Raw genomic sequence first — 25,716 nt, 5'->3', positions numbered from 1 at the left:
GCACAAAATCGACAGCGTAAAACGAAAAATACGTTATAAGTACTGCATTAATCGAACAGGAACTCCGTATGACGCCTTTTTTAACCGCTTATTTTGCCCGTATTGGCTGGTCAGGTTCGGCCAACGTCAACCTTGAAACCTTGCAAGCGCTACATCTACTGCACAACAGCGCAATTCCCTTTGAAAACCTGGATGTATTACTGCCAAGAGAGATGCAGCTTGACGATTTGTCGCTGGAAGAGAAGCTGGTAACGGCGCGTCGTGGCGGTTATTGCTTTGAACAGAATGGCGTGTTTGAACGCGCGCTACGCGAAATCGGTTTTAACGTACGTAGCCTTCTCGGTCGCGTGGTACTGGCAAATCCGTCAAGCCTGCCGCCGCGCACGCATCGTCTGTTGCTGGTTGAATTGCAGGGAGAGCAGTGGATCGCCGACGTTGGTTTCGGCGGACAAACGCTGACGGCGCCGATTCGTCTGCAGGCTAACACTGAGCAGAAGACGCCACACGGCGAATATCGGCTGATTCAGGAAGGTGAAGATTGGATCCTCCAGTTCCGTCATCACGAACACTGGCAGTCAATGTATCGTTTCGATCTGGTCGTGCAGCATCAGAGCGATTATCTGATGGGCAACTTCTGGTCCGCACACTGGCCGCAATCACATTTTCGCCATCATCTGCTGATGTGCCGTCATCTGCCCGACGGCGGGAAATTAACGTTAACCAATTTTCACTTTACCCATTATCAGGATGGACATGCGGTAGAGCAGATTAATTTGCCTGATGTCGCCAGTTTGTATGCGTTGTTGCAAGAACGATTTGGACTGGGTGTGGATGACGTGAAGCATGGGTTTACCGAAGATGAGCTGGCGACGGTCATGGCGGCGTTTGATACGCATCCGGAGGCGGGGAAATAGGGGCATCGGAAGTCATGCCGGATACGGCGTCATCGCCTTATCCGGCCTTCGGGAACAATTAAAAATCTATCGCCCATTCTGCGTGAAACAGGATCACCGCCGAACCGGTAATGGTGACTTTTTCCGGCTGGTTTTCACGGATAGTCACCGTCACATCAACAATCCCGTCGCGCCCGAGCGCACGGCCCTGATGCCCCTGAACACGTAACGTTTTCCCATCATGCGCCATCAGCCCATGGTGGACCAGCCACGCGCCCATTGGACCGTTGGCATTGCCGGTAACCGGGTCTTCCACAATACCAATAGCAGGTGAAAACATGCGGCCATCAGTGGCGTTTTCGCCCTCGCGGATTTGAAAAGGGAAAAAGCCGTTACAGCCAATTTGCTGGCTGATGGCGGTCAAAGCCGGTAAATCAGGGGAAAGGGCGTCAAGGTCCACCTCGGGTTTCAGTGGAATCATCACTTTCGAATGTCCGGTCGTGGCAACCTGAATGGGTAAGCCTGCCAGCATATCGTCTTCGCTCAGGTGCAGCGCATCGAGAATCGCAGTACGAACAGCGCCCTCCAGCGGAGGTTCAAAACCCGGTTCACCTTGCTCAAGGCTAATGCGATAGTCGTTCCCGGTAGCGTCAATATCCACCCGATGACGTCCGGCCAGCGAGGTTTGCCAGACCGTGCAGTTGCCCAGACCCAGCACCTTAGCCCGCACATAATGCGCGGCGACGGTAGCATGCCCACAGATAGGAACTTCGACCGTCGGGGTGAAATAGCGGATGCGAACATCGCTGTCGTCACTGGTCAGCAGAAATGCGGTTTCTGAATGACGCAGCTCGCGAGCGATGAGCTGCATCTGCGCGTCACTCAGTCCATCAGCATGTAAAACCACACCTGCTGAGTTGCCGCGAAAAGGGACCGAGGTAAAGGCATCGACGTGGTAAACCTGTGGTTTCATTAGTGTTCTCCCTGAAATGGAGAAGCATCATAACGTACAAAAAGCGGGATAGCGATGCAGGCCCGGTAAGCGCAAGCGCTACCGGGCATCAGAGTTCAATTATCGGCGGGAACGCACTATCTGATAGCGGCGAGTGAAGTACTCAAACGGCGCACTCCATACGTGGACCAGACGGGTGAACGGGAATAGCAGGAAGATAGTCATCCCCAGAACCAGGTGCACACGGAAAATCAACGCCACACCATCCAGATGTGCAGATGCGCCGCCCTGGAAAGTCACCACTGACTGCGCCCAACCAACCAGTTTCAGCATTTCACTGCCGTCAGGATGCTGTGCGGAGAACGGGATGGTGGTTAAGCCGAGGATACACTGAATCAGCAGAACGCAAAGGATCAGAATATCAGCGGTGGAAGACGTTGCACGAATGCGCGGGTTGGTCAGACGCCGCACCAGCAAACCTGCGCCACCAACCAGCGTCAGTACGCCACAAAGCCCACCGGCAATCATCGCCATCTGTTGTTTCACCGCAATCGGCAGGAACCAGGCATACATCCAGTGCGGCGTTAGCATGCCGAACAGGTGACCGAAAAAGATCCCCAGAATGCCGATGTGGAACAGGTTTGACCACAGCACCATGCCGCGTTTGTCCAGCATCTGGCTGGAAGAGGCGCGCCAGGTGTATTGCCCGTAGTCATAGCGTAGCCAACTGCCGAGGATAAACACCGTACCGCACAGGTACGGGTAGATATCGTAAAAAAAGACGTTCAGGTACTGTATCATTTCGGGCCTCCCGCGCTGACGTCGACATACTGCGGCGCCACGTCCTGGCTAAAGCGTCGTTGATAGTTTTGTAACGGTGAACTGTCGCAGGCGGTGGCGTTATCCTCGATAAACTTCACCTGTTCCTCTTCCCACACCGCATCCAGCGCCTGACGAGTATCATCGCGGGTTTCAGCACCAACCTGCTTAGTGACACTGTCACTTGAAAGAGGGCTTCCGGCAAGCAGCAGCAGGGCGTCAAACAGTTGATACCACGGCGTATCGCGCCGTTTTAAGCGCCCGCCCAACAGAGCCAGAATCGGTGCAACGTTCTGCAGTCCTTCTTTGGCCTGGCCCTCCGGCAACACGCTCAAATACTCCAGATACAACGGCAGGTGATCCGGTAGTTCGCGGCAGTCGAGCTGTAGCCCGACCTTTTCATACTGCGCCAGCAGATCAACCATCGCCTGACCCCGGTCACGGGACTCGGCGTGCACGTGCTCAAACAACAGCAGAGAGGTGGCCCGGCCCCGGTCAAAGATTTCGCACCATTCCGCTTGTTTATCCAGCAGTGGCGCATTGAGCAATCCCTGGCTAAATTCGGTAAGCATGGGGGCATCGCTGGCCACAAGCGCCAGCGCGTCGTCTTTATACTCCCACAGCAGCTCGTCGGGATATTCCATCAGCAGGCCGATAACCTTCAGGATTTGCATTATTCACCCTCCGCTTTATCGCGCACTTCGGTGATGTCGATGGCATCAATACGGCTACTGTTAAACAGGTTGAATTTGGTATCTGAGCCATGGCAGCCGTCACCGAAAGTAAATCCGCAGCCGTTTTTCTCCGGGAAGGCATCGCGCGCCATTTCACGGTGGCTGGTCGGGATCACAAAGCGGTCCTCATAGTTGGCGATGGCCAGATAGCGATACATCTCTTCAACCTGCTCAACGGTCAAACCCACTTCCTCAATCGCGCGGGTGTCCGTCACGCCTTCCACTGTCTGCGCACGCATATAGTGGCGCATGGCCATCATACGTTTCAGCGCGCGCAGCACCGGACCGGTATCACCCGCACTGAGCATGTTGGCGAGGTACTGAACCGGAATTCGCAGCGACTCAACCGCCGGCAAAATGTTGCCATTGTGCGGCAGTCCGCCCGCATCGGCGACCGACTGAATCGGTGACAATGGTGGTACATACCAGACCATCGGCAGGGTGCGATATTCCGGGTGCAGCGGCAGCGCCAGCTTCCAGTCCATCGCCATTTTGTAGACTGGCGAACGTTGGGCCGCTTCGATGACGTTGTGTGGAATACCTTGTTTTAACGCCTCTTCAATGACCGCCGGATCGTGCGGATTGAGGAATACATCGCACTGACGCTCATAGAGATCGGTCTCATGCTCGGTGCTGGCCGCTTCTTCGATGCGGTCGGCGTCGTACAGCAATACGCCGAGATAACGGATACGTCCAACGCAGGTTTCCGAACATACCGTCGGCTGGCCGGACTCAATACGTGGGTAGCAGAAAATGCACTTCTCTGACTTACCGCTCTTCCAGTTAAAGTAGATTTTTTTGTACGGACAGCCGCTGATGCACAAGCGCCAGCCGCGACATTTGTCCTGGTCGATCAGCACAATGCCGTCTTCTTCACGCTTATAGATGGCACCGCTCGGGCAGGTGGCGACACAGCTTGGGTTCAGGCAGTGTTCACAAAGTCGCGGCAAATACATCATGAAAGTGTTTTCGAACTGACCGTACATCTCCTTCTGCATTTTCTCAAAGTTACGGTCACGGGCGCGTTTTGAGAATTCACCGCCGAGCAGTTCTTCCCAGTTGGGGCCCCAGATAATCTTGTCCATCCGTTTGCCGTCAATCAACGAACGTGGACGCGCAGTGGGCTGGTTTTTGCTTTCCGGTGCGCTATGCAGATGCTGATAATCGTAGGTAAACGGCTCATAGTAATCATCGATTTGCGGGATCACCGGGTTGGCGAAAATTTTGGTGATCACGCCCATCTTACCGCCCAGACGCGGTCTTATCTTGCCGTTAACATCGCGAACCCAGCCGCCTTGCCACTCTTCCTGATCTTCCCAGTTTTTTGGATAGCCAATCCCCGGTTTAGTCTCGACGTTGTTAAACCACGCATATTCCATCCCTTCACGCCCGGTCCAGACGTTTTTACAGGTGACGGAGCAGGTGTGGCAGCCGATGCACTTATCCAGATTAAGAACCATGCCTACCTGTGAGCGTATTTTCATTTTTTCGCCTCCTGTACCTGATCGCGACCTTCATCATCCAGCCAGTTAATATTTTTCATTTTTCTAATCATGATGAACTCATCGCGGTTAGAGCCGACCGTACCGTAATAGTTGAAGCTGTATGCCAGCTGCGCATAGCCACCTATCATGTGCGTGGGTTTCGGGCAGACGCGGGTCACCGAGTTATGGATCCCGCCGCGCATCCCGGTCACTTCTGAGCCAGGGATATTCATGATTCGCTCCTGAGCGTGATACATCATGGTCATTCCCGGTGGCACGCGTTGACTCACCACTGCACGCGCGGTGAGCGCACCGTTGGCGTTGAAGGCTTCAATCCAGTCGTTATCCTCAATGCCCAGCTCTTTGGCATCGGTCTCGCTGATCCAGACAATAGGTCCGCCGCGCGACAGCGTCAGCATCAGCAGGTTTTCGCTATAGGTGGAGTGGATCCCCCATTTCTGGTGCGGCGTCAGGAAGTTGAGCGCTTTTTCCGGGAAGCCGTTAGGCGGAACCTCGCGCATTTCACTGACGCTGCGGGTATCGATAGGTGGACGATACGCCACCAGACTTTCACCGAACGCTCGCATCCACGCGTGATCCTGATACAGCTGCTGGCGACCGGACAGAGTACGCCATGGGATCAGCTCGTGGACGTTGGTATAGCCTGCGTTATAGGAAACATGTTCACTTTCCAACCCGGACCAGGTGGGGCTGGAGATGATTTTGCGCGGCTGCGCCTGGATATCGCGAAAACGGATCTTTTCGTCTTCTTTGTTCAACGCCAGGTGCGTATGGTCGCGTCCGGTCATCGCCCCCAGCGCTTCCCAGGCTTTCACCGCCACCTGACCGTTTGTTTCCGGTGCCAGGGCGAGGATCACCTCAGAGGCATCCAGCGCGGTGTCAATCAGCGGGCGTCCTTTTGCCGGGCCTTCGCGCTTGGTGTAGTTCAGCTTGCCGAGGAAATCGACTTCCGCCTGGGTATTCCACGCAATGCCTTTCCCGCCGTTACCGAGTTTGTCCATGAGCGGGCCAAGTGAAGTAAAGCGTTCGTAGGTGGCGGGGTAGTCACGCTCCACAACGGCGATATTCGGTGCCGTTTTGCCCGGGAGGAGATCGCATTCGCCTTTGCGCCAGTCCTGAATGTCAAACGGCTGCGCCAGCTCTGCCGGAGAGTCGTGTTGCAGCGGTTGCAATACCACATCCGTTTCTTGTCCAAGGTGTCCGACGCAAACCTCAGAAAATACTTTGGCGATGCCTTTATAAATTTCCCAGTCGCTCTTCGATTCCCATGCCGGGTCGACCGCCGCAGACAACGGGTGAATAAACGGATGCATATCCGAGGTATTCATATCGTCTTTTTCATACCAGGTAGCGGTTGGCAGTACGATATCGGAGAACAAACAGGTACTGGACATTCGGAAATCGAGCGTGACCAGCAGATCGAGCTTGCCCTCTATCGCCGCCGACTGCCATTCAACCTCTTCAGGTTTAATACCCTCGCTTGAACCGAGCGCTTCCCCCTGGATCCCGCTTTCGGTACCCAGCAAATATTTGAGCATGTATTCATGCCCTTTACCGGAGGAGCCGAGCAGGTTAGAGCGCCAGACGAAGAGGTTGCGCGGATGGTTTTTGCCGTTATCTGGCTGTTCGCAGGCAAAACGAATATCACCTGACTTCAGCGCCTGTGCGGTGTATTGCGCAGGAGATAGCCCTGCTTGTTCGGCTTTTGCTTTAACAGTCAAAGGGTTGAGGTTAAGCTGCGGCGCAGACGGCAGCCAGCCCATCCTTTCAGCCCGCACGTTAAAGTCAATCAAATGTCCGCTAAACTTCGACGCATCGGCCAGTGGAGAGAGGAGTTCCTGCGCGGTAAGTTTTTCATAACGCCACTGGCTGGAATGGTTGTAGAAAAACGAAGTGCTGTTCATCTGACGCGGTGGTCGGTTCCAGTCCAGCGCAAAGGCCAGCGGCAACCAACCGGTTTGCGGACGCAGTTTCTCCTGACCCACATAGTGCGCCCAGCCGCCGCCGCTCTGTCCCACGCAGCCACAGAACACCAGGATGTTAATCATGCCCCGGTAGTTCATATCCATGTGATACCAGTGGTTCACGCCAGCCCCGAGAATGATCATCGAACGGCCATGCGTTTTGTGCGCCGTATCGGCAAACTCACGGGCGATTTGTTCGATATGACGGCGTGGCACGCCGGTAATTTGCTCGCCCCAGGCCGGGGTGTAGGCTTTCACTTCGCTGTAATCTTGTGCGCTATGAACGTCATCCAGACCACGATCGAGGCCATAATTCGCCAGCACCAGATCATAAACGCTCACTACCGGACAGTTGCTGCCATCGGCGAGGGTGAGACGTTTTACCGGAAGTTGCCGTACCAGCACCGGTTCTTGTTTTACACTGCGAAAATGAGGGTTTTCATTGCCGCCAAAGTAGGGGAATGCCACGCCGGTCACTTCATCATGTTGACCCAGCAACGAGAGGGAAAGTTCTGTTTCTGCCCCAGCGGCCAACGACTCGAGGTTCCATTTGCCTGTTTCACCCCAGCGAAAGCCGATGGAGCCGTTCGGCACGACCAGCTCACCTTCACTGTTAAAGGCCACGGTTTTCCACTCTGGATTGTTGCTTTCGCCGAGACCATCGACAAGGTCTGAAGCACGCATCATGCGTCCAGGCACGTAGCTGCCATCTTCGCGGGCATCCAGTAAAACCAGCATCGGCATGTCGGTATAGCGACGACAGTAATTGAGGAAATAATCGCTGGGATTGTCGAGGTGGAACTCTTTCAGGATGACGTGGCCCATCGCCATTGCCAGCGCGCTGTCTGTCCCTTGTTTGGGTGCCAGCCACTGATCGCACAGTTTAGCGACTTCCGAGTAATCCGGCGTAATGGCAATCGTCTTGGTGCCTTTGTAGCGTACTTCTGTGAAAAAGTGCGCATCCGGTGTACGGGTCTGCGGCACGTTAGAGCCCCAGGCGATGATATAGCTGGAGTTATACCAGTCGGCGGATTCAGGAACGTCGGTCTGCTCGCCCCAGGTCATCGGTGACGCGGGCGGTAAGTCGCAGTACCAGTCATAGAAACTCAGACAGGTTCCGCCGATTAGCGAGAGATAGCGTGTGCCGGCGGCATAGGAAACCATCGACATCGCCGGGATCGGGGAGAAGCCGACCACGCGATCCGGGCCGTAGGTTTTCACCGTCCAGACGTTGGCGGCAGCAATCAGCTGATTAAGCTCTTTCCAGTTCGAACGGATAAATCCACCGCGCCCGCGTACCTGCTTGTAGCTCTGGCATTTTTGCGGGTCGTTCATAATGGATTCCCAGGCCAGCACCGGATCGGGCTGGCGGGAGAGGGCGTCGCGCCACAATTCGATTAAGCGTTTACGCACCAGCGGATATTTCAGGCGGTTAGCGCTATAGAGATACCACGAGTAGCTGGCGCCGCGTGGACAGCCACGGGGCTCATGATTTGGCAGGTCAGGACGAGTACGCGGGTAGTCGGTTTGCTGCGTTTCCCAGGTCACAAGCCCGTTTTTAACGTAGATCTTCCAGCTGCATGAGCCGGTACAGTTAACGCCGTGGGTAGAACGCACAATTTTGTCGAACTGCCAGCGCTGACGATAGCTGTCTTCCCAGTCCCGGTTGGTGTGCATCACTTGCCCGTGCCCCTCGGCAAACGTATCGCCCTTTTGTTTAAAGTAGCGAAAGCGGTCTAACAGTTTACTCATGACATAACTCCTGCTTCGATAATATTGCCGACGGTGAATCGAACTCCAGGCCTGATCCGACCTACCTAAATGTCCGATCCTGCGGTATCCATTTTGTTATTTTTTTTGTGATTTACGGCCATAGACCAACCAGGTCACCAGCACGCAGACGATGTAAAACACGAGGAATATTTTCATGGCACCCACCGGAGAGCCGGTCAACGCCAGCGATGAGCCAAACGCTTTAGGAATGAAGAAGCCCCCCACTGCGCCAATAGCGGAAATAAATCCCAGGGCGGCTGCGGTATCGGTTACCGCTTCCCGCTGAGCCTGTTCTTCGGTACCACCATGCAGCTTCACCCGATAAATTGTGATTTTGCGAAAGATCACCGCAATCATCTGGAAGGTTGAACCGCTGCCCAGACCCGCGGTCAGGAACAAGCCCATAAACACCAGGTAAAACGCGATAAAGCTACCTTCGCCCGAGCCGGGCAAAGTGAGAAACAGCAGGGCGCTGAACAGTGCCATAAAGATGAAGTTAATTAGGGTGACACGCACACCACCAAACTTGTCAGAGATAACACCACCCGCCGATCGTGCAAGCGCGCCGATGAAGGGGCCGAAGAACGCCAGTTGCAGGATATTCACATCGGGGAACTGGGTTTTCGCCAGCATGGCAAAGCCTGCCGAAAAACCGATAAATGAACCGAAGGTGGCGAGATACAGCAGACTTAATAACCACAGATGAAAACGCTTGAGTACCGGTAACTGGGAGGCAATTGAGGCCTTCGAGCTGGCAATGTCGTTCATTCCCATGCCCGCTGCCACGGTGGCTATCAGCAGTAACGGCACCCATATCCATGCTGCATTGGCCAGCGACAATAACGAGCCGTCAGCTTGCGGTACGCCCTGTACGCCCAAAAAGGTAAATATGGGCAGAAAGATCACCAGTGGCGCGATCAACTGCATCACGCTGACGCCGAGGTTGCCGAGACCACCGTTAACGCCTAATGCGCTACCTTGCTTCGCTTTGGGGAAGAAAAAGCTGATATTGCCCATGCTGGAGGCAAAGTTAGCGCCAGCAAAACCACACATCAGCGCAATGATTATAAATACTCCAAACGGAGTAGCGGTATTTTGCACGGCAAATCCGAGCCAGACGCAGGGAATAACCAGAATAATCGTGCTAAAAATGGTCCAGCGACGACCACCAAATATAGGTACCATAAAGGAGTAGGGTACGCGTAATATTGCACCAGAAAGAGATGGCAATGCCGTTAATAAAAACAGTTGGTCGGTGGTGAAATTAAAACCAATTTTATTCAGATTGACGGCTACGGCACTGAACAGCATCCAAACGCAAAACGCAAGAAGCAGGCAACTCACTGATATCCAGAGGTTTCTGCGCGCAATGTGCTTGCCTTTATTTTCCCAAAAGCCGGGGTTCTCTGGTTTCCAGTCAGTTAAAAGATAACGATTATTTTTCTCATTTGATGATGACATATTATTCTCCATGCACATGCCGTTCATGAAAAAGAAATAAACGCATGCAGCGCCGCGCGGCTTCTTTTTAGAAACTATTGAAAAGTTTTAGGAATATTGACTGAAAGAATAGATAAAAAAGCGCAATAACGCGGCGTGATGGGAGAATTACACGTTGCTTAAGTGTTACTAATTGTAAACATAAAAGATGTATTGTTAATCCATCTATTACATCAAATAAATAACTCCTGCGTTATCATACGATCAAGATGACGATCGAATGCAGGATCGGCCATTTCCTCAATACCTAATATGTACATACCATCCAGGCCGCAGACTAATGCGATTAAGCGCCATGCGACGTCGGCGGCATCAGGCGCGGATGAGAACTCACCGGCTTTCTGTCCTTGTGTAATGATGTTGGCGGTTTCTTCGTGCCACATTCGCATGGTCAACAGGTAGGCGCTTTTAATTTCCGGATCTTTACCCGCAACAACCTGTGCTTCACGCCATAGCTTAATATAGGGTTCCAGACCACCATCTTCACTGCCTAGCATCGCATGCAGTCGCTCACGGAAACTGGCGTCTTCGCTGACCAGTTCGGCATCAAGTAGGGTGCGGATAAGGCGCACAAATGCCTGGGATTTGAGCTCGCCGGCAGAGGCGAAATGGTGATGTACCTGGCCCGTCGCGACGTGAGCTTCTGCAGCAATGCGTCGAACCGTCATGGCGGAAAATCCTTCTTCAAGTGCGACACGCATTGCTGCTTGCAGAATCACTTCCCGACGTTCATCCCGATTTAGATAGCTCATCATTCCTCCTGTACCCGTATAGATCGCAGTCTAACAAAAAGTTGGACATATGTTCAATTTTCCGTAGGATCGCTAAAGCTGGACGTGTGTCCAGTTTTGGTTTCGTTAGGGAGTTTTATGTTTCGTCAGTGGTTAACGTTAGTCATTATTGTGCTGGTCTACATCCCTGTTGCGATTGATGCAACGGTGCTGCACGTTGCCGCGCCCACGCTGAGTATGACGCTGGGTGCCAGTGGTAACGAGCTGCTGTGGATCATTGATATTTATTCCCTGGTAATGGCCGGAATGGTATTGCCAATGGGTGCGCTGGGGGATCGCATCGGCTTTAAACGTCTGCTGCTGTTAGGCGGTGGATTATTTGGTCTCGCATCGCTGGCGGCCGCTTTTGCTCATAGCGCAAGCTGGCTGATTGCCACCCGGGCGGTATTGGCGATTGGCGCGGCGATGATTGTTCCGGCAACGCTGGCGGGTATTCGCGCCACGTTCTCTGAGCAACGGCATCGAAATATGGCGCTCGGCGTCTGGGCGGCGGTCGGTTCCGGCGGTGCGGCGTTTGGCCCACTGGTTGGCGGGATGCTGCTGGAGCACTTCTACTGGGGGTCCGTATTCTTAATTAATGTGCCGATTGTCCTGGTGGTAATGGCTTTAACCGCACGCTTAGTGCCGCGCCAGGCCGGACGTCGCGATCAATCGTTAAATTTTGGTCATGCGATAATGCTGATTGTTGCCATTCTGCTGTTGGTTTACAGCGCTAAAACTGCGCTGAAAGGGCATACGGCGACCGTTGCCATCGCCCTGACGCTGTTAACCGGCGCTTTACTGTTGTGGCAGTTTGTCCGTATCCAGCTTGCGGCAGCTCGCCCGATGATTGATATGCGTCTGTTCACGCATCGCATTATCTTGAGCGGTGTAGTGATGGCGATGACCGCGATGATAACGCTGGTGGGTTTTGAGTTGCTGATGGCTCAGGAACTACAGTTTGTTCACGGTTTAACACCATATCAGGCTGGATTGTTCATGCTGCCTGTGATGCTGGCAAGTGGTTTCAGCGGACCGATCGCCGGTATGTTGGTTTCACGCCTGGGATTACGTTGTGTGGCAACGGCGGGCATGGCGCTGAGCGCCGTCAGTTTTTACGGCCTGGCGATGACGGATTTCAGTAGCCAACAGATACAAGCCTGGATTTTGATGGCTTTGCTCGGCTTCAGCGCCGCCAGTGCGCTCCTGGCTTCAACGGCGGCTATCATGGCAGCAGCGCCGGCGGAAAAAGCCGCGGCCGCTGGCGCCATCGAGACAATGGCTTATGAACTGGGGGCAGGACTTGGGATCGCTATCTTTGGCTTACTGCTGAGCCGTAGCTTTTCTGCATCGATTCTGCCGCCAGCCGGACTTAATCCGCAGGAAGTAGAACGAGCCACATCGTCAATGGGGGAGGCGGTACAACTGGCGCACTCGCTCCCGTCGTCACTGAGTGAGGCATTGCTGACGGCTGCCAGAGAAGCGTTCACCTGGTCACATAGCGTGGCCTTAAGCAGCGCCGGCAGCATGCTTATCATATTAGCGATAGGAATGTGGTTCAGTCTGGCAAAGGTACAACGTTAATAACTAGTGAGCTAAATGACAGGGGTAATCCATCTCTTCGACTTCTTTCCCACTCAGTCGAGCGTATTGCCCCGTCAGTCTCCAGAACGCAGGTTGCGTTTCCGTATAGATCTCTGCCGCTAATATCAGGCGGCGGCGATCTACCTCATTAAGTTCCAGAAGTGTCCATGGAATAAAGTAGCGATCGCTGTCCGTCAACGTAAACCACAGTGGGCATCCGCAGCCGGAACAGAAGAACCGTTCACCACGATTTGAAGAAGGAAAGTGCGAAGGTTCTGCCGATTCTGGCGACATCAGCGGGTGAGCGCTGGCTTCCAGATACATGGCGATGCCGCCTGACCATTTCTGACACAGCGTACAGTGGCAGGCATAGACATCCAGCATTTCGACGTCAACGGTAAAATGACTCTGTCCGCAAAGACAACGACCAGTGAATGTCTGCACGGCATACTCCTTATGACCGAGTCTACATTAAGAGAAAAAGCCAGCCCTTGGAGGACTGGCTTTGTATTCAGACTACAACAAAATTAGAACTGGTAGTTCAGACCAACAGCCACGATGTTGTCAGTGCTGATGTTCGCGCCAGCTTTGCTAGTGAATTCATTGTCATCCAGCAGGTTGATTTTGTAATCAACGAAGGTAGACATGTTTTTGTTGAAGTAGTAAGTAGCACCCAGGTCTACGTATTCAACCAGATCCTGGTCGCCGTAACCGTTGATGTCTTTACCTTTGGATTTCAGGTAAGCGATGGACGGACGCAGACCGAAGTCGAACTGATACTGAGCAACAGCTTCAAAGTTCTGAGTTTTGTTAGCGATGTTATTAGCATCACCAAACACGGTCATGTTGCGGGTTTCGGAGTAAGTGGTCGCCAGGTAGATGTTGTTCGCATCATATTTCAGACCAGCAGCCCATACTTCAGCGTTTTTACCGCGAGCGTTCAGATCACCTACACGGTTTACCTGAGAATCAGTACGGTCAGATTTCGCATAGGTAGCACCTACGCCAAAGCCTTCGTATTCATAAGTGGTAGACAGACCGAAGCCGTCACCATTAGCTTCATTTGGCTTACGGCTGTCTTCGTTTTTGCCCTGGTACTGAGCAGCAAAGTTCAGACCTTCAACCAGACCGAAGAAGTCGGTGTTACGGTAGGTTGCAACGCCAGTAGTACGGCCAGTCATGAATACGTCAGTCTGGGTCCAGGTATCGCCACCGAATTCTGGCAGAACGTCGGTCCAAGCGCCGATGTCGTATGCTACGCCGTAGTTACGACCGTAGTCGAAAGAACCGTATTCAGCGAATTTCAGACCAGCGAATGCCAGACGAGTTTTATCTTTGTCGGAACCACCGGTGGATTCAGTACGGTTACCTTTGAATTCATATTCCCACTGACCGAAACCAACCAGTTGGTCATTGATCTGAGTTTCGCCTTTGAAGCCCAGACGCGCGTAGGTTTTGTCGCCATCGCTGCCGTTGTCGTCAGAGAAGTAATGCTGAGCGTGAACTTTACCGTAGATATCCAGTTTGTTTGCGTCTTTGTTATATACCTCAGCTGCGTTTACCGCACCTGCCGCCAACAGGCTAGTCACTGCCACTGCAACTAATTTAAGTTTCATTCTAAATAATCCTTATAATTTTTTCTTGGTGTGTTTCCTAAACCATTGCTAAACGAAGGGGTTCGTCAATGGCAAACTATTTTTAAATGACGCAGTGGTATAAGTTCAATAATAAGTTTCATAATATTGCGAAATATTTGAATTTGTGTGATCCAGATCTACATAATATAGCTGATTGTATTAATCTTTATATGTGACAAATCTGAATGGGTATATTTACGTAGGGGACTATTGTGCCGTCTATGGTTTAAATGGCGTTAGTCACGCAGGTATAATATATACATACTGAGGAATATAGATAAGCATGCAATATTTTCGGGAGTTAATTAATTACCAATTACTTAACATTAAATTAAACAAAAATAAACATAAGCCACAAGTGGAATGAACATTTATTATTCATTAATTTGATTACAGTGTAGCCGGGTTTTAGATTTGCGCGATAAAACCCGGATTTTTTTCAGGCGCGGCGTGTTGCCAACCAGCAAAGTAGCGAACCCGCACAAACCATCAATGCACCCTGCCAGAAAGATAGCGACAACGGGGCGCTGAGTAACACAGCAGCCAGAGCGGAGGATAGCACTGGGGTAAAATAGGAACCTACGGCCATGATGGTCACGTTGCCATGCAAAATGCCAATATTCCACGCCGCATAGGCAAATCCTAACGTTAATGCCGCCGAGAACATTTTAATACTCACCGAAGTGCTGAAAATCATTTCTGGTTGCGGAGTCATAAAATAGTAAACCCACAAACTTGCAGCCGTTAGTAAAACGAATACGGTAATACCGTTAAAGCCTTTTGCGTATTTATTGGTCACCGTGCAATACGTTGCCCAGATAAATGCGCCAAGAAAGGCGAGGAAATAGCTCAGCGGGCTGCTGGCAACGTTGTTTATAATTTCACCAGGATTAAGGCCATTTTCGCCACCCAATACCCAACAAACCCCGGTCAGTGCGATAATTAATCCAGGGATCACCAGCCAGGTTGTTTTTTGACCATTAAATAAAATAGCAAACAATATCGTCAGACTCGGCCAGAGATAATTGACCATACCGACTTCAATAGCCTGGTGACGAGTAGCCGCATAACCGAGAGCCAGCGCTAAACATATTTCATAGGTAACAAAAAGCACGCTACCCGCGATTAAATAACGCACAGGAATTTTTCTGATATTCGGAAAGCCAACGGTAAAAATCAGCAACAGGCCACTTAACGAAAAAATCATTGCTGCGCCACCTGCAGGACCCAGTCCTTCACTTACCCCACGCATTAGCCCGACCATCGTGCTCCAGAGCACGATGGCAATGAGCCCAATTAACGTCGCTTTATGTTTTGTCATTCTGATTGTCTGTCCATAGTGCTGGTAAAAATTTAAGCTGAAATTTATAGCACTTTTACACCGTAGCGCGCTAACTAATTACCTTTTATCTACCCCCTTATAGGTACAAAGGTTAAACAAAGTGCACTATTTAGTAGCGGAACCGTTTCGTTATTGATTTGACGCAAAAAAAATATGGATATAGCTGATAGTTTCGTCGCGAAGTTGTACATGTCATCTTTCAATTATGCCGCGCTGGCGCGATTTGAGAGATGTCCTGTACGAATCCCTGCAAAAAAGAGGAAAGCAATGGACGTCAGCCGCAGACAATTTTTTAAAATCTGCGCGGGCGGTATGGCGGGAACAACAGTAGCTGCTCTGGGTTTTGCACCCAAAATGGCACTGGCTCAGGCGCGAAACTATAAGCTTTTACGCGCCAAAGAGATCCGAAACACCTGCACATACTGTTCCGTAGGTTGCGGGCTATTAATGTATAGCCTGGGAGATGGAGCAAAAAACGCCAAAGAGTCGATTTACCATATTGAAGGGGATCCGGATCATCCGGTGAGCCGTGGGGCATTATGTCCTAAGGGCGCAGGATTACTGGATTACGTGCACAGTGAAAACCGTCTGCGTTACCCGGAATACCGTGCACCAGGTTCCGACAAATGGCAGCGTATCAGCTGGGATGAAGCATTCACCCGTATCGCGAAGCTGATGAAAACTGACCGTGACGCCAACTTTATTGAGAAGAATGAGCAGGGCGTAACGGTAAACCGCTGGCTTTCAACCGGGATGCTGTGTGCATCTGCGGCAAGTAATGAAACCGGCATGCTGACGCAAAAATTTGTGCGCTCACTCGGCATGCTGGCAGTAGACAACCAGGCGCGCGTCTGACACGGACCAACGGTAGCAAGTCTTGCTCCAACATTTGGTCGCGGTGCGATGACCAACCACTGGGTTGATATTAAAAACGCTAACGTCGTGATGGTGATGGGCGGTAACGCCGCTGAAGCACATCCGGTGGGATTCCGCTGGGCGATGGAAGCTAAAAACAACAATGATGCCACGCTGATTGTTGTTGACCCTCGTTTTACACGTACAGCTTCGGTGGCGGATATCTATGCGCCAATTCGTTCCGGCACGGACATTACGTTCCTGTCCGGCGTCTTGCTGTACCTGATTGAAAACAACAAAATTAACGCTGAATACGTTAAGCATTACACCAACGCCAGCCTGCTGGTGCGGGATGACTATGCTTTTGAAGACGGTCTGTTCAGCGGGTATGACGCGAAAAAACGCCAATACGATAAATCGTCCTGGAACTACCAGTTCGATGAAAACGGCTACGCGAAACGCGATGAAACGTTAAGCCATCCTCGCTGTGTCTGGAACCTGCTAAAACAGCACGTTTCCCGCTACACGCCGGATGTGGTGGAAAACATTTGTGGTACGCCGAAAGAAGACTTCCTGAAAGTCTGCGAAGTGCTGGCTTCCACCAGTGCAGCCGATCGCACCACCACGTTCCTGTACGCGCTGGGTTGGACTCAGCATACCGTCGGGGCACAGAACATCCGCACCATGGCGATGATCCAGTTGCTGCTCGGCAACATGGGGATGGCAGGTGGCGGTGTCAACGCCTTGCGCGGCCACTCCAACATTCAAGGGTTAACCGACTTAGGTCTGCTCTCTACCAGCCTGCCGGGCTACCTGACGCTGCCGTCAGAGAAACAGACAGACCTGCAAACCTATCTGGCCGCAAACACGCCAAAAGCGACATTGGCCGATCAGGTTAACTACTGGGGCAACTATCCGAAGTTCTTCGTCAGCCTGATGAAATCTTTCTACGGCAATGCAGCGCAGAAAGAAAATGACTGGGGCTTTGAGTGGCTGCCGAAGTGGGATCAGTCCTACGACGTCATTAAATACTTCAACATGATGGATAGCGGGAAAGTCACCGGCTACATCTGTCAGGGCTTTAACCCTGTTGCGTCCTTCCCGGACAAAAACAAAGTGGTGCAGAGCCTCAGCAAACTGAAGTATCTGGTGGTTATCGATCCGTTGGTGACCGAAACCTCAACGTTCTGGCAGAACCACGGTGAATCAAACGACGTTGATCCGGCGTCGATTCAGACCGAAGTCTTCCGTTTGCCTTCTACCTGCTTTGCAGAAGAAGACGGTTCCATCGCCAACTCCGGCCGCTGGCTGCAGTGGCACTGGAAAGGTCAGGATGCCCCTGGCGAAGCCCGCAACGACGGAGAAATCCTGGCCGGTATTTACCACCGTCTGCGCGACATGTATCGCACTGAAGGCGGTAAAGCTGTAGAACCCGTTCTGAAAATGAGCTGGAACTATAAGCAGCCGGACGAACCGCACTCCGAAGAAGTGGCGAAAGAGAACAACGGCTATGCGCTGGAAGATCTCTATGATGCCAACGGCGTGCTGGTTGCGAAGAAAGGTCAGTTGCTCAACAGCTTTGCGCTGCTGCGCGATGATGGTTCTACGTCATCATCCTGCTGGATTTATACCGGTAGCTGGACCGAGCAGGGCAACCAGATGGCCAATCGCGATAACGCCGACCCGTCAGGTCTCGGGAATACGCTGGGCTGGGCCTGGGCATGGCCGCTGAACCGTCGCGTGCTGTATAACCGCGCTTCGGCGGATCCGCAGGGTAAACCGTGGGATCCAAAACGCATGCTTATCCAGTGGAACGGTACGAAGTGGACGGGGAACGATATCCCGGACTTCAATACCGCGGCACCGGGCAGTGGCACCAATCCGTTTATCATGCAACCGGAAGGGCTGGGGCGTCTGTTTGCTATCGATAAGATGGCGGAAGGTCCGTTCCCGGAACACTACGAGCCGATGGAAACGCCGCTGGGCACTAACCCGCTGCACCCGAATGTGATCTCCAACCCGGCAGCGCGTCTGTACGAAGCGGATAAACTCCGTATGGGCACGAAACAGGACTTCCCGTACGTCGGGACGACCTATCGTCTGACCGAACATTTCCATACCTGGACCAAGCACGCATTGTTGAATGCGATTGCCCAGCCGGAGCAGTTTGTGGAAATCAGCGAAACGCTGGCGGCAGCGCAGGGGATCAACAACGGCGATCACGTGAAAGTCAGCAGCAAACGTGGATTTATTCGCGCAGTTGCCGTGGTCACTCGTCGTCTGCGTACCCTGAACGTCAACGGTCAGCAGGTAGAAACGGTTGGGATCCCAATCCACTGGGGCTTTGAAGGAGTCGCGCGTAAAGGCTTTATCGCCAACACCCTGACGCCGAATGTCGGTGATGCAAACTCGCAAACGCCGGAATACAAAGCGTTTTTAGTTAACATCGAGAAGGCGTAAGGGAGGCGAACATATGTCTATGGAAACGCAGGACATCATCAAACGGTCCGCAACAAACTCCATCACGCCGCCGCCTCAGGCCCGTGATTACAAAGCAGAAGTCGCGAAGCTGATCGACGTTTCCACCTGCATAGGCTGTAAGGCCTGTCAGGTGGCATGCTCAGAGTGGAACGATATCCGCGATGAAGTTGGCCACTGCGTCGGGGTTTATGACAACCCCGCCGATCTCAGCGCCAAGTCCTGGACGGTGATGCGATTTACCGAAACCGAACAGAACGGCAAGCTGGAGTGGTTGATTCGTAAAGACGGCTGTATGCACTGTGAAGATCCGGGCTGCCTGAAGGCGTGCCCGTCTGCCGGGGCCATCATCCAGTACGCCAACGGGATTGTCGATTTCCAGTCAGAGCACTGCATTGGCTGCGGCTACTGTATTGCCGGGTGTCCATTTAATATTCCGCGCCTCAATAAAGAGGATAACCGGGTGTATAAATGTACGCTGTGTGTGGACCGCGTCAGCGTCGGGCAGGAACCTGCCTGCGTGAAAACGTGTCCGACCGGGGCAATACATTTCGGCACCAAGCAGGAAATGCTGGAAATGGGCGAACAGCGTGTGGCAAAACTGAAAGCTCGCGGTTTTGAACATGCCGGTCTCTACAACCCGGAAGGTGTGGGCGGCACGCACGTCATGTACGTTCTGCATCATGCCAACCAGCCTGAACTGTATCACGGTCTGCCAAAAGACCCGCAGATAGATACCTCTATCAATCTGTGGAAAGGGGCGCTGAAGCCGCTGGCCGCTGCCGGATTTATCGCCACCTTCGCCGGACTGATTTACCACTACATTGGTATTGGTCCGAATAAGGAAGTGGACGACGACGAGGAGGATCATCATGAGTAAGTCGAAAATGATTGTGCGCACGAAGTTTATCGACCGCGCCTGTCACTGGACGGTGGTGATCTGCTTCTTCCTGGTAGCGCTGTCGGGGATTTCATTTTTCTTCCCGACTCTGCAATGGCTGACGCAAACCTTCGGTACGCCGCAGATGGGACGCATTTTACACCCGTTCTTCGGCATACTGATCTTCGTGGCGCTGATGTTCATGTTTGTACGCTTTGTGCACCACAACATCCCGGATAAGAAAGATATTCCGTGGCTGAAAAACATTGTGGAAGTACTGAAAGGCAATGAACACAAAGTGGCGGATGTGGGCAAATACAACGCCGGGCAGAAAATGATGTTCTGGTCGATTATGAGCATGATTTTCGTGCTGCTGATTACCGGTATCATTATCTGGCGTCCGTACTTTGCGCAGTTCTTCCCGATGCAGGTCGTGCGCTATAGCCTGCTGATCCATGCGGCTGCGGGGATTATCCTGATGCACGCCATCCTCATCCATATGTATATGGCATTCTGGGTGAAAGGATCGATTAAAGGCATGGTTGAAGGGAAAGTGAGCCGTCGCTGGGCGAAGAAACATCACCCACGTTGGTATCGCGAAGTTGAAAGACAAGAAGCGAAAAAAGAGAGCGAGGAGGGGGTTAACTAATCCCTGATGTTCCCTCTACGCAATGGCGCTACATCGGTAGCGCCATTTTTTTGCCAAAAAAACGTCATGTTTCTGTCATCTGCTGAACGTAAGGTGTTGTCTTTCCGATAATAGAAGAGTTAAAAGACAATGCATCTGGTGAAAAAATTACTCGCAGTCAGCGTGTTTCTTTGTGCTTCAGCTCAGGCGCAAAACATCCTCGAATTTCCTCAGCCGGAGAACAACCCGGAAGAGTTTTATGCCGTAACCGAAATTCCGGCAGGTGGAATGATTAAATATGAAACCGACGCCAAAACCGGTTTTATCGTTGCCGATCGCTTCCAGTCAATGCCGGTTGCCTATCCCGCCAACTACGGTTCACTCACCCAGTCTTTAGCCGGTGACGGTGACCCGCTGGACGTCATTTTTTATACCCGTGCGCCGCTTGCTCCGGGAACGTTGATTAAGCTGCGCGCTATTGGCGTCCTGAAGATGATCGACGGCGGTGAAAAGGACGACAAAATTGTCGCCGTTCCGGCCAGTAAAATTGACCCCACTTATGACGACATCAAAGAGTTGAGCGATCTGCCCAAGATTGAAGTTCAACGTCTGGAATCTTTCTTCCGCGTGTACAAAGATCTGCCGGAAGGGCGCAAGAAGGTCGAATTAAACGGTTTCAATGACGCCGCTACGGCAAAGCAAGAGATCAAACAGGCCTGGGATGCCTGGAAAGAGAGAAAACCGCAGCAATAAATGGTATGCCGGATGACAAAAGTATATCCGGCATTTATATCACTGTACCGCCAGCTTACGCAGACGTGAAATATCCACGCTTTTTTGGGCCTCTGCCAGACTCCAGGTATTTTGCAGGTTTAACCACATTTCGGGTGAACTGCCAATCACTACGGAGAGTTTAATCGCCATCTCAGGCGTCAGAGCCGCTTTCCCGGTTAATAGTCGACTTGCCGTTGACGGTGCAATCTCCATAGCTCTGGCAAACTCGCGCAGGCTGACATTGAGTTCTTCCAGCGCTTCCTGAATGATATCCCCAGGACGGGGATGATTTGCCATCTTCATCAATGATAGTCCTCGTAATCCAGTATGTACGCGTCGCCATTGACGAATTCAAACGTAATACGCCAGTTACCTGAAACAGAAATTGCCCATATGCCGTCGCGTTCACCCACCAGAGGATGTAGCTTATAACCGGGCATATTGATATCTGTAACCTTGCTTGCCGCATCAATAACGGCAAGTCTGTGTCGTAATCGTCGGACATGTTTCGCAATAACGCCTGATGTTCGTCCATGAAGAAACAAATCGCGCAATCCCTTGTGCCTGAAGTTCATGATCATCCGTATCATCCTTGTTCCTTCAAGAGGAACACTACCATCAATGTTCCGTTAAACGCAACACCAAGATTGCGATATTTAAAATTGTGCGGCGAATGTGCAAAAAGAAAAAGGGAGAAGGGGAATAACTGGAAAGCGTCACGCAAGAATTGCCGGATGCCTGGCCTACACGCGCATTTTGCTGATGTAGGCCGGATAAGCTTGCGCCATCCGGCAATAAAGATTACTCCAGTTGTGCGTTCAGACGTTCAATCTCTTTACGCCATTGCGCCTGTAACAACGGTTTTTGATGTTTCGGCTTGCGGGCGAGATCGTCGGCCAGACGCTGCTCAAGATCGAGAAGTTGTTCCAGCAATCTATCGCTGTCACCGCTTATTTCAGTTTTCGCTTCAGCCACCGTTTTGGGAACGGTTATCTCCGCGGACGTTTCCCGAATACGCGCATTGACCGCATCCAGATCGTGCCATTCACTGAGTTCGCCATTGTCGATTAACCAGAACCGGTTGCAGCTTTGGCTGATAAGCTGCCGGTCGTGACTGACCAGCAACACGCCGCCGTTATAGCTTTGTAGCGTTTCTGCCAGCGCCTCTTTGCCTTCCATATCCAGATGGTTGGTCGGTTCATCGAGCATCAGCAGACTGTAGCGCGCAAGCGTCAACCCAACAAACAGTAACCGGGAGCGCTCACCGCCGCTTAACGTGCTGACTCGCTGCGCATGGCGAACCCACGGAAATCCCGCGCTAATCAACGCCATCTTGCGAATCTCTGGCTGCGGGGCAAACGCTTCCAGCGCGTCAAACAATGAATCGTTATCGGCAAGCTGATGCAGCGTCTGGTCGTAATAACCCAGGGTAACGCGCGGGTGTAACACCAGTGAAGGTGATGCCAGCTGTGACTGAAACTGTTGCCAGATAAGCCTTAACAGCGATGATTTCCCGCAACCGTTACGCCCGACAATCGCCACGCGATCGCCGCTTTTTAACCGGATACCGGCAATGGAAAACAGTGTATCTGCACCGGGAGCAGGGGCTACAGACAGATTGGTCATCTCCAGCAAACGATCTGCACGCAGGGCATCACCCTGCAATGTTAGTGTCCACTGACTTCCTGACGTTACTTCTGTTTGCACCTCTTTCAGGCGCTGTACCTGTTTTTCCATCTGCTTTGCCTTGCGGGAGAGATCTTCGTTGTCGTAGACCCGCCCCCAGGTTGCCAGCCGTTTGGCGCTGGCAGTCACCCGGTCTATCTCTTTTTGCTCAGCCTTGTGGCGCAGAGCATCGCTGACATCTCTTTCTGCCAGAGCCTGACGCGCCGCGCTACAGGGTAGATCAAACGCATGGAGAGTGCGATCGCGCAAGATCCAGGTTCCATGAGTCACCGCGTCCAGCAGTTGCGGGTCGTGGGAGACCACCACAAAACTGCCAGACCAGTTCTGTAAGAACTGCTCAAGCCACAGTAATGTAGGCAAATCCAGGTGGTTACCCGGTTCATCCAGCAGCAGCAAGTCAGGATTACGCATCAGTGCCCGCGCTAATAGCAAGCGCGTGTGCTGGCCACCGCTCAATGTTTGCGCAGTCAGAGATAAATTCTCTGGTGTAAAACCCATTTCGGCAAGCAGTGCTTCAACCCGCCACTGCTGAGCTGCGCGTTCATGCTCGGGAAGTTGAGCGAGAACGGCTTCCTGCAGCGTAAGCGGCAGTATATCGTCAGGTAGATGTTGTTCTACACGCGCGAGATGGCAGTGATTCGCCTGCGCGATTGCCCCACTGGTGGGCGAGATCGTGCCATCGAGCAGTTTTAACAGTGTGCTTTTACCGCAGCCGTTGTAACCGATAAGCCCGATGCGGTCGCCTTTTTTCAGGGTAAAGGAAAGATCGTCGAATAGCGTGCCGAATGCCGTATCAACGTGTAAGGATTGTGCGGTTAGTAATGTGCTCATTGTTGCTTACTCAAGAGTTACAGGCGTGAAAACGCCTCGTCAAACATCGCTGACGATAACCCGGTAAGCCCGAGAGAAGGGGATTTAGAAGTTAGCTTCGCTCAAGCAGAAGTTATCGCAGCACGATACCGATAACGCTTGAGCACTGGCGATCGCCAAAAGCATGTGAAACGATAAAACGTTCACAGTACAGCATAAGTATCCTCCTTTTGTTTTTCAGAATGTTAATCGGTGGTGAAAGTGTAATCGTAAGTTACGCAAAAGCGCAAGTGTTGAACGCCCGGCAGCAGTGTGCCGCCGGGCAAACCGTCAAATAGAGGTACGACGGTAGTCGCGATATTCTGCCTGCCAGAAATTATCGTCAATAGCCTGTTGCAGCGCTTCGGCGGAGGTTTTCACTGCCACACCTTGCTGCTGAGCCATTTTACCGACGGCAAAGGCAATGGCGCGAGAAACGGTCTGAATATCTTTCAGTTCCGGTAGCACCAGACCTTCACCGTTGAGCACCAGCGGTGAATACTGCGCCAGCGTTTCACTCGCCGACATCAGCATTTCATCAGTGATGCGCGATGCGCCAGACGCAATCACACCCAGGCCGATACCCGGGAAGATATAGGCGTTGTTACACTGGGCGATTGGGTAAATTTTATCTTTCCACAGTACCGGTGCGAATGGACTACCGGTCGCAACCAGCGCGTTACCTTCGGTCCAGGCGATAATATCCTGTGGTGTAGCTTCAACACGGGAAGTGGGGTTAGACAACGGCATGACGATCGGACGCGGACAATGCTTGTGCATTTCGCGGATGATCTCTTCGGTAAACAGGCCGGTTTGTCCGGAAACGCCGATCAGGATATCCGGCTTAACGTTGCGGACCACATCGAGCAACGACAGCACATCTTCTTGGGTATCCCAATGCTGGAGATTTTCGCGTTTTTGCACCAGTTTGGTCTGGAAGGAGAGCAGGTTCGGCATTTTGTCTGTTAACAGGCCGAAGCGGTCGACCATGAATACGCGTTGACGCGCCGCTTCTTCGCTTAAACCTTCACGCTGGATCTGCGCAATGATCTGCTCGGCGATCCCGCAACCGGCGGAACCTGCGCCGAGGAAGACGATGTTCTGTTCGCTCAACTGGCTACCGGCCGCGCGGCTAGCCGCAATCAGCGTACCGACAGTAACCGCCGCGGTGCCCTGAATATCGTCGTTAAACGAGCAAATTTCATCACGATAACGGGTCAGCAGTGGCATAGCGTTTTTCTGGGCGAAATCTTCAAACTGCAACAGCACGTCCGGCCAGCGATGCTTCACGGCCTGGATGAATTCATCAACGAATTCGTAGTATTCATCATCAGTGATACGCGGATTGCGCCAGCCCATATACAGCGGATCGTTCAGCAGTTGCTGATTGTTGGTCCCCACGTCCAGTACCACCGGAAGAGTATAGGCCGGGCTAATTCCGCCACATGCGGTATACAGCGACAGTTTACCGATTGGAATACCCATCCCGCCGATCCCCTGATCGCCAAGACCTAAAATACGTTCGCCATCGGTGACAACGATGACCTTGATATTGTGGTTAGGGACGTTTTGCAGGATATCGTCCATATTGTGGCGGTTCTGATAAGAGATAAACACGCCGCGTGCGCGACGATAAATCTCAGAGAAACGCTCACAGGCCGCGCCGACCGTTGGGGTATAGATAACTGGCATCATCTCATCCAGGTGATTATGCACCAGTCGGTAAAACAGGGTTTCGTTGGTGTCCTGGATGTTGCGCAGGTAAATATGTTTGTCGATTTCGGTTTTGAATCCCTGATATTGGATCCAGGCGCGTTCAGCCTGTTCCTCAATCGTCTCGACCACTTCCGGCAGTAACCCCAGCAGGTTGAAGTTACGGCGTTCTTCCACACTGAAGGCGCTCCCTTTATTCAGTAAAGGGAATTCCAGCAGTACCGGGCCAGCGTAGGGGATGTAAAGGGAACGCAATTTTTTGGTTTCGTTTTCCATGTCACTCACTCTTTTTTGAATAACCGTCCCTGGCGCTCTTTATGATCGTATGTAGCCTGTCCGCCAGGGAAACGGGCGAAGTATAAAGCATTGTGAATGGGTTA

Annotated in this window: 19 protein-coding genes and 1 pseudogene; 6 read left to right on the top strand and 14 right to left on the bottom strand. The window is 52.3% G+C overall.

Going from position 1 to position 25,716, the window contains the following annotated elements; genetic code table 11:
- Positions 1–68 precede the first annotated feature (68 nt).
- The gene (nhoA, locus tag OGY10_RS12065; RefSeq protein WP_048235350.1) at positions 69–914 is read left to right on the top strand and encodes an N-hydroxyarylamine O-acetyltransferase; all 846 of its coding nucleotides are present in this window, start codon (positions 69–71) and stop codon (positions 912–914) included.
- A 58-nt stretch (positions 915–972) separates the two neighbouring features.
- Here nhoA and OGY10_RS12060 read toward each other — a convergent pair whose 3' ends face one another.
- The 7 genes from OGY10_RS12060 to OGY10_RS12030 form a co-directional block, all read right to left on the bottom strand.
- A complete protein-coding gene (locus tag OGY10_RS12060; RefSeq protein WP_137377935.1) occupies positions 973–1,866 on the bottom strand; it encodes a PhzF family isomerase in 894 nt (297 codons plus the stop codon).
- Positions 1,867–1,965: 99 nt separating this feature from the next.
- The gene (gene narI, locus OGY10_RS12055; protein ID WP_003833047.1) at positions 1,966–2,646 is read right to left on the bottom strand and encodes a respiratory nitrate reductase subunit gamma; all 681 of its coding nucleotides are present in this window, start codon (positions 2,644–2,646) and stop codon (positions 1,966–1,968) included.
- On the bottom strand, positions 2,643–3,338 hold the full coding sequence (gene narW, locus OGY10_RS12050) for a nitrate reductase molybdenum cofactor assembly chaperone (protein ID WP_286576792.1): 696 nt from the start codon (positions 3,336–3,338) through the stop codon (positions 2,643–2,645). The genes narI and narW overlap by 4 nt, the downstream gene beginning before the upstream one ends.
- Positions 3,338–4,882 carry a nitrate reductase subunit beta gene (gene narH, locus OGY10_RS12045; RefSeq protein WP_008784807.1) on the bottom strand — a complete coding sequence of 515 codons (1,545 nt, stop codon included), beginning with the start codon at positions 4,880–4,882 and terminating at the stop codon, positions 3,338–3,340. The genes narW and narH overlap by 1 nt, the downstream gene beginning before the upstream one ends.
- A complete protein-coding gene (locus tag OGY10_RS12040; protein WP_267445626.1) occupies positions 4,879–8,619 on the bottom strand; it encodes a nitrate reductase subunit alpha in 3,741 nt (1,246 codons plus the stop codon). Before OGY10_RS12040 ends, narH begins: the two co-directional genes overlap by 4 nt.
- A 96-nt stretch (positions 8,620–8,715) precedes the next feature.
- Entirely contained in the window at positions 8,716–10,101 is a 1,386-nt protein-coding gene (locus OGY10_RS12035) for a NarK family nitrate/nitrite MFS transporter (RefSeq protein WP_008784805.1), read from the bottom strand.
- 212 nt (positions 10,102–10,313) lie between these two features.
- Positions 10,314–10,892, bottom strand: coding sequence for a TetR family transcriptional regulator (locus OGY10_RS12030; RefSeq protein WP_057068227.1), 579 nt, complete (start codon positions 10,890–10,892; stop codon positions 10,314–10,316).
- 117 nt (positions 10,893–11,009) lie between these two features.
- On the opposite strand from OGY10_RS12030, the gene OGY10_RS12025 reads away from it, so the two are divergent.
- On the top strand, positions 11,010–12,494 hold the full coding sequence (locus OGY10_RS12025; RefSeq protein ID WP_057068229.1) for an MFS transporter: 1,485 nt from the start codon (positions 11,010–11,012) through the stop codon (positions 12,492–12,494).
- Positions 12,495–12,497: 3 nt separating this feature from the next.
- Here OGY10_RS12025 and OGY10_RS12020 read toward each other — a convergent pair whose 3' ends face one another.
- The 3 genes from OGY10_RS12020 to yddG all read right to left on the bottom strand — a co-directional run bounded on the left by OGY10_RS12020 (position 12,498) and on the right by yddG (position 15,452).
- The gene (locus tag OGY10_RS12020) at positions 12,498–12,938 is read right to left on the bottom strand and encodes a GFA family protein (protein ID WP_003833032.1); all 441 of its coding nucleotides are present in this window, start codon (positions 12,936–12,938) and stop codon (positions 12,498–12,500) included.
- 83 nt (positions 12,939–13,021) lie between these two features.
- Entirely contained in the window at positions 13,022–14,110 is a 1,089-nt protein-coding gene (gene ompD / locus OGY10_RS12015) for a porin OmpD (protein WP_057068231.1), read from the bottom strand.
- 460 nt (positions 14,111–14,570) lie between these two features.
- Entirely contained in the window at positions 14,571–15,452 is an 882-nt protein-coding gene (yddG, locus tag OGY10_RS12010; RefSeq protein WP_057069223.1) for an aromatic amino acid efflux DMT transporter YddG, read from the bottom strand.
- Between the two features lie 288 nt (positions 15,453–15,740).
- Here yddG and fdnG point away from each other — a divergent pair, with 288 nt between their 5' ends.
- The 4 genes and pseudogenes from fdnG to OGY10_RS11990 form a co-directional block, all read left to right on the top strand.
- A complete protein-coding gene (fdnG, locus tag OGY10_RS12005) occupies positions 15,741–18,788 on the top strand; it encodes a formate dehydrogenase-N subunit alpha (RefSeq protein ID WP_286576789.1) in 3,048 nt (1,015 codons plus the stop codon).
- Between the two features lie 13 nt (positions 18,789–18,801).
- Positions 18,802–19,686 carry a formate dehydrogenase N subunit beta gene (gene fdnH, locus OGY10_RS12000; protein ID WP_003833024.1) on the top strand — a complete coding sequence of 295 codons (885 nt, stop codon included), beginning with the start codon at positions 18,802–18,804 and terminating at the stop codon, positions 19,684–19,686.
- On the top strand, positions 19,679–20,335 hold the full coding sequence (gene fdnI, locus OGY10_RS11995) for a formate dehydrogenase-N subunit gamma (RefSeq protein WP_003020054.1): 657 nt from the start codon (positions 19,679–19,681) through the stop codon (positions 20,333–20,335). The genes fdnH and fdnI overlap by 8 nt, the downstream gene beginning before the upstream one ends.
- 129 nt (positions 20,336–20,464) lie before the next feature.
- A pseudogene (locus tag OGY10_RS11990) lies at positions 20,465–21,065 on the top strand (inorganic diphosphatase); the annotation flags it as partial.
- Positions 21,066–21,106: 41 nt separating this feature from the next.
- Here the strand turns inward: OGY10_RS11990 and OGY10_RS11985 are convergent.
- The 4 genes from OGY10_RS11985 to maeA form a co-directional block, all read right to left on the bottom strand.
- Positions 21,107–21,391 carry a HigA family addiction module antitoxin gene (locus OGY10_RS11985; protein ID WP_003833018.1) on the bottom strand — a complete coding sequence of 95 codons (285 nt, stop codon included), beginning with the start codon at positions 21,389–21,391 and terminating at the stop codon, positions 21,107–21,109.
- Positions 21,391–21,669, bottom strand: coding sequence for a type II toxin-antitoxin system RelE/ParE family toxin (locus OGY10_RS11980; RefSeq protein ID WP_060683726.1), 279 nt, complete (start codon positions 21,667–21,669; stop codon positions 21,391–21,393). Before OGY10_RS11980 ends, OGY10_RS11985 begins: the two co-directional genes overlap by 1 nt.
- Positions 21,670–21,889: 220 nt before the next feature.
- A complete protein-coding gene (locus tag OGY10_RS11975; protein WP_060682195.1) occupies positions 21,890–23,605 on the bottom strand; it encodes an ABC-F family ATP-binding cassette domain-containing protein in 1,716 nt (571 codons plus the stop codon).
- Positions 23,606–23,914: 309 nt separating this feature from the next.
- Positions 23,915–25,612 (bottom strand): malate dehydrogenase, encoded by a 1,698-nt coding sequence (gene maeA, locus OGY10_RS11970; RefSeq protein WP_003833011.1) that lies wholly within the window; start codon positions 25,610–25,612, stop codon positions 23,915–23,917.
- Between the last annotated feature and the right edge of the window lie 104 nt (positions 25,613–25,716).

It is taken from the genome of Citrobacter sp. Cpo148, assembly GCF_030332375.1.
Classification (GTDB): domain Bacteria; phylum Pseudomonadota; class Gammaproteobacteria; order Enterobacterales; family Enterobacteriaceae; genus Citrobacter; species Citrobacter portucalensis.
Note: the sequence above shows the minus strand (reverse complement) of the source record. Positions and strands in the feature narration are given on the sequence as shown.

What these genes read in the sequence shown, in the direction of transcription:
- nhoA (WP_048235350.1), top strand. Translation starts at nt 69, where the DNA reads ATGACGCCTTTTTTAACCGCTTATTTTGCCCGTATTGGCTGGTCAGGT.
- OGY10_RS12060 (WP_137377935.1), bottom strand. Translation starts at nt 1,866, where the DNA reads ATGAAACCACAGGTTTACCACGTCGATGCCTTTACCTCGGTCCCTTTT.
- narI (WP_003833047.1), bottom strand. Translation starts at nt 2,646, where the DNA reads ATGATACAGTACCTGAACGTCTTTTTTTACGATATCTACCCGTACCTG.
- narW (WP_286576792.1), bottom strand. Translation starts at nt 3,338, where the DNA reads ATGCAAATCCTGAAGGTTATCGGCCTGCTGATGGAATATCCCGACGAG.
- narH (WP_008784807.1), bottom strand. Translation starts at nt 4,882, where the DNA reads ATGAAAATACGCTCACAGGTAGGCATGGTTCTTAATCTGGATAAGTGC.
- OGY10_RS12040 (WP_267445626.1), bottom strand. Translation starts at nt 8,619, where the DNA reads ATGAGTAAACTGTTAGACCGCTTTCGCTACTTTAAACAAAAGGGCGAT.
- OGY10_RS12035 (WP_008784805.1), bottom strand. Translation starts at nt 10,101, where the DNA reads ATGTCATCATCAAATGAGAAAAATAATCGTTATCTTTTAACTGACTGG.
- OGY10_RS12030 (WP_057068227.1), bottom strand. Translation starts at nt 10,892, where the DNA reads ATGAGCTATCTAAATCGGGATGAACGTCGGGAAGTGATTCTGCAAGCA.
- OGY10_RS12025 (WP_057068229.1), top strand. Translation starts at nt 11,010, where the DNA reads ATGTTTCGTCAGTGGTTAACGTTAGTCATTATTGTGCTGGTCTACATC.
- ompD (WP_057068231.1), bottom strand. Translation starts at nt 14,110, where the DNA reads ATGAAACTTAAATTAGTTGCAGTGGCAGTGACTAGCCTGTTGGCGGCA.
- yddG (WP_057069223.1), bottom strand. Translation starts at nt 15,452, where the DNA reads ATGACAAAACATAAAGCGACGTTAATTGGGCTCATTGCCATCGTGCTC.
- fdnH (WP_003833024.1), top strand. Translation starts at nt 18,802, where the DNA reads ATGTCTATGGAAACGCAGGACATCATCAAACGGTCCGCAACAAACTCC.
- fdnI (WP_003020054.1), top strand. Translation starts at nt 19,679, where the DNA reads ATGAGTAAGTCGAAAATGATTGTGCGCACGAAGTTTATCGACCGCGCC.
- OGY10_RS11985 (WP_003833018.1), bottom strand. Translation starts at nt 21,391, where the DNA reads ATGAAGATGGCAAATCATCCCCGTCCTGGGGATATCATTCAGGAAGCG.
- OGY10_RS11980 (WP_060683726.1), bottom strand. Translation starts at nt 21,669, where the DNA reads ATGATCATGAACTTCAGGCACAAGGGATTGCGCGATTTGTTTCTTCAT.
- OGY10_RS11975 (WP_060682195.1), bottom strand. Translation starts at nt 23,605, where the DNA reads ATGAGCACATTACTAACCGCACAATCCTTACACGTTGATACGGCATTC.
- maeA (WP_003833011.1), bottom strand. Translation starts at nt 25,612, where the DNA reads ATGGAAAACGAAACCAAAAAATTGCGTTCCCTTTACATCCCCTACGCT.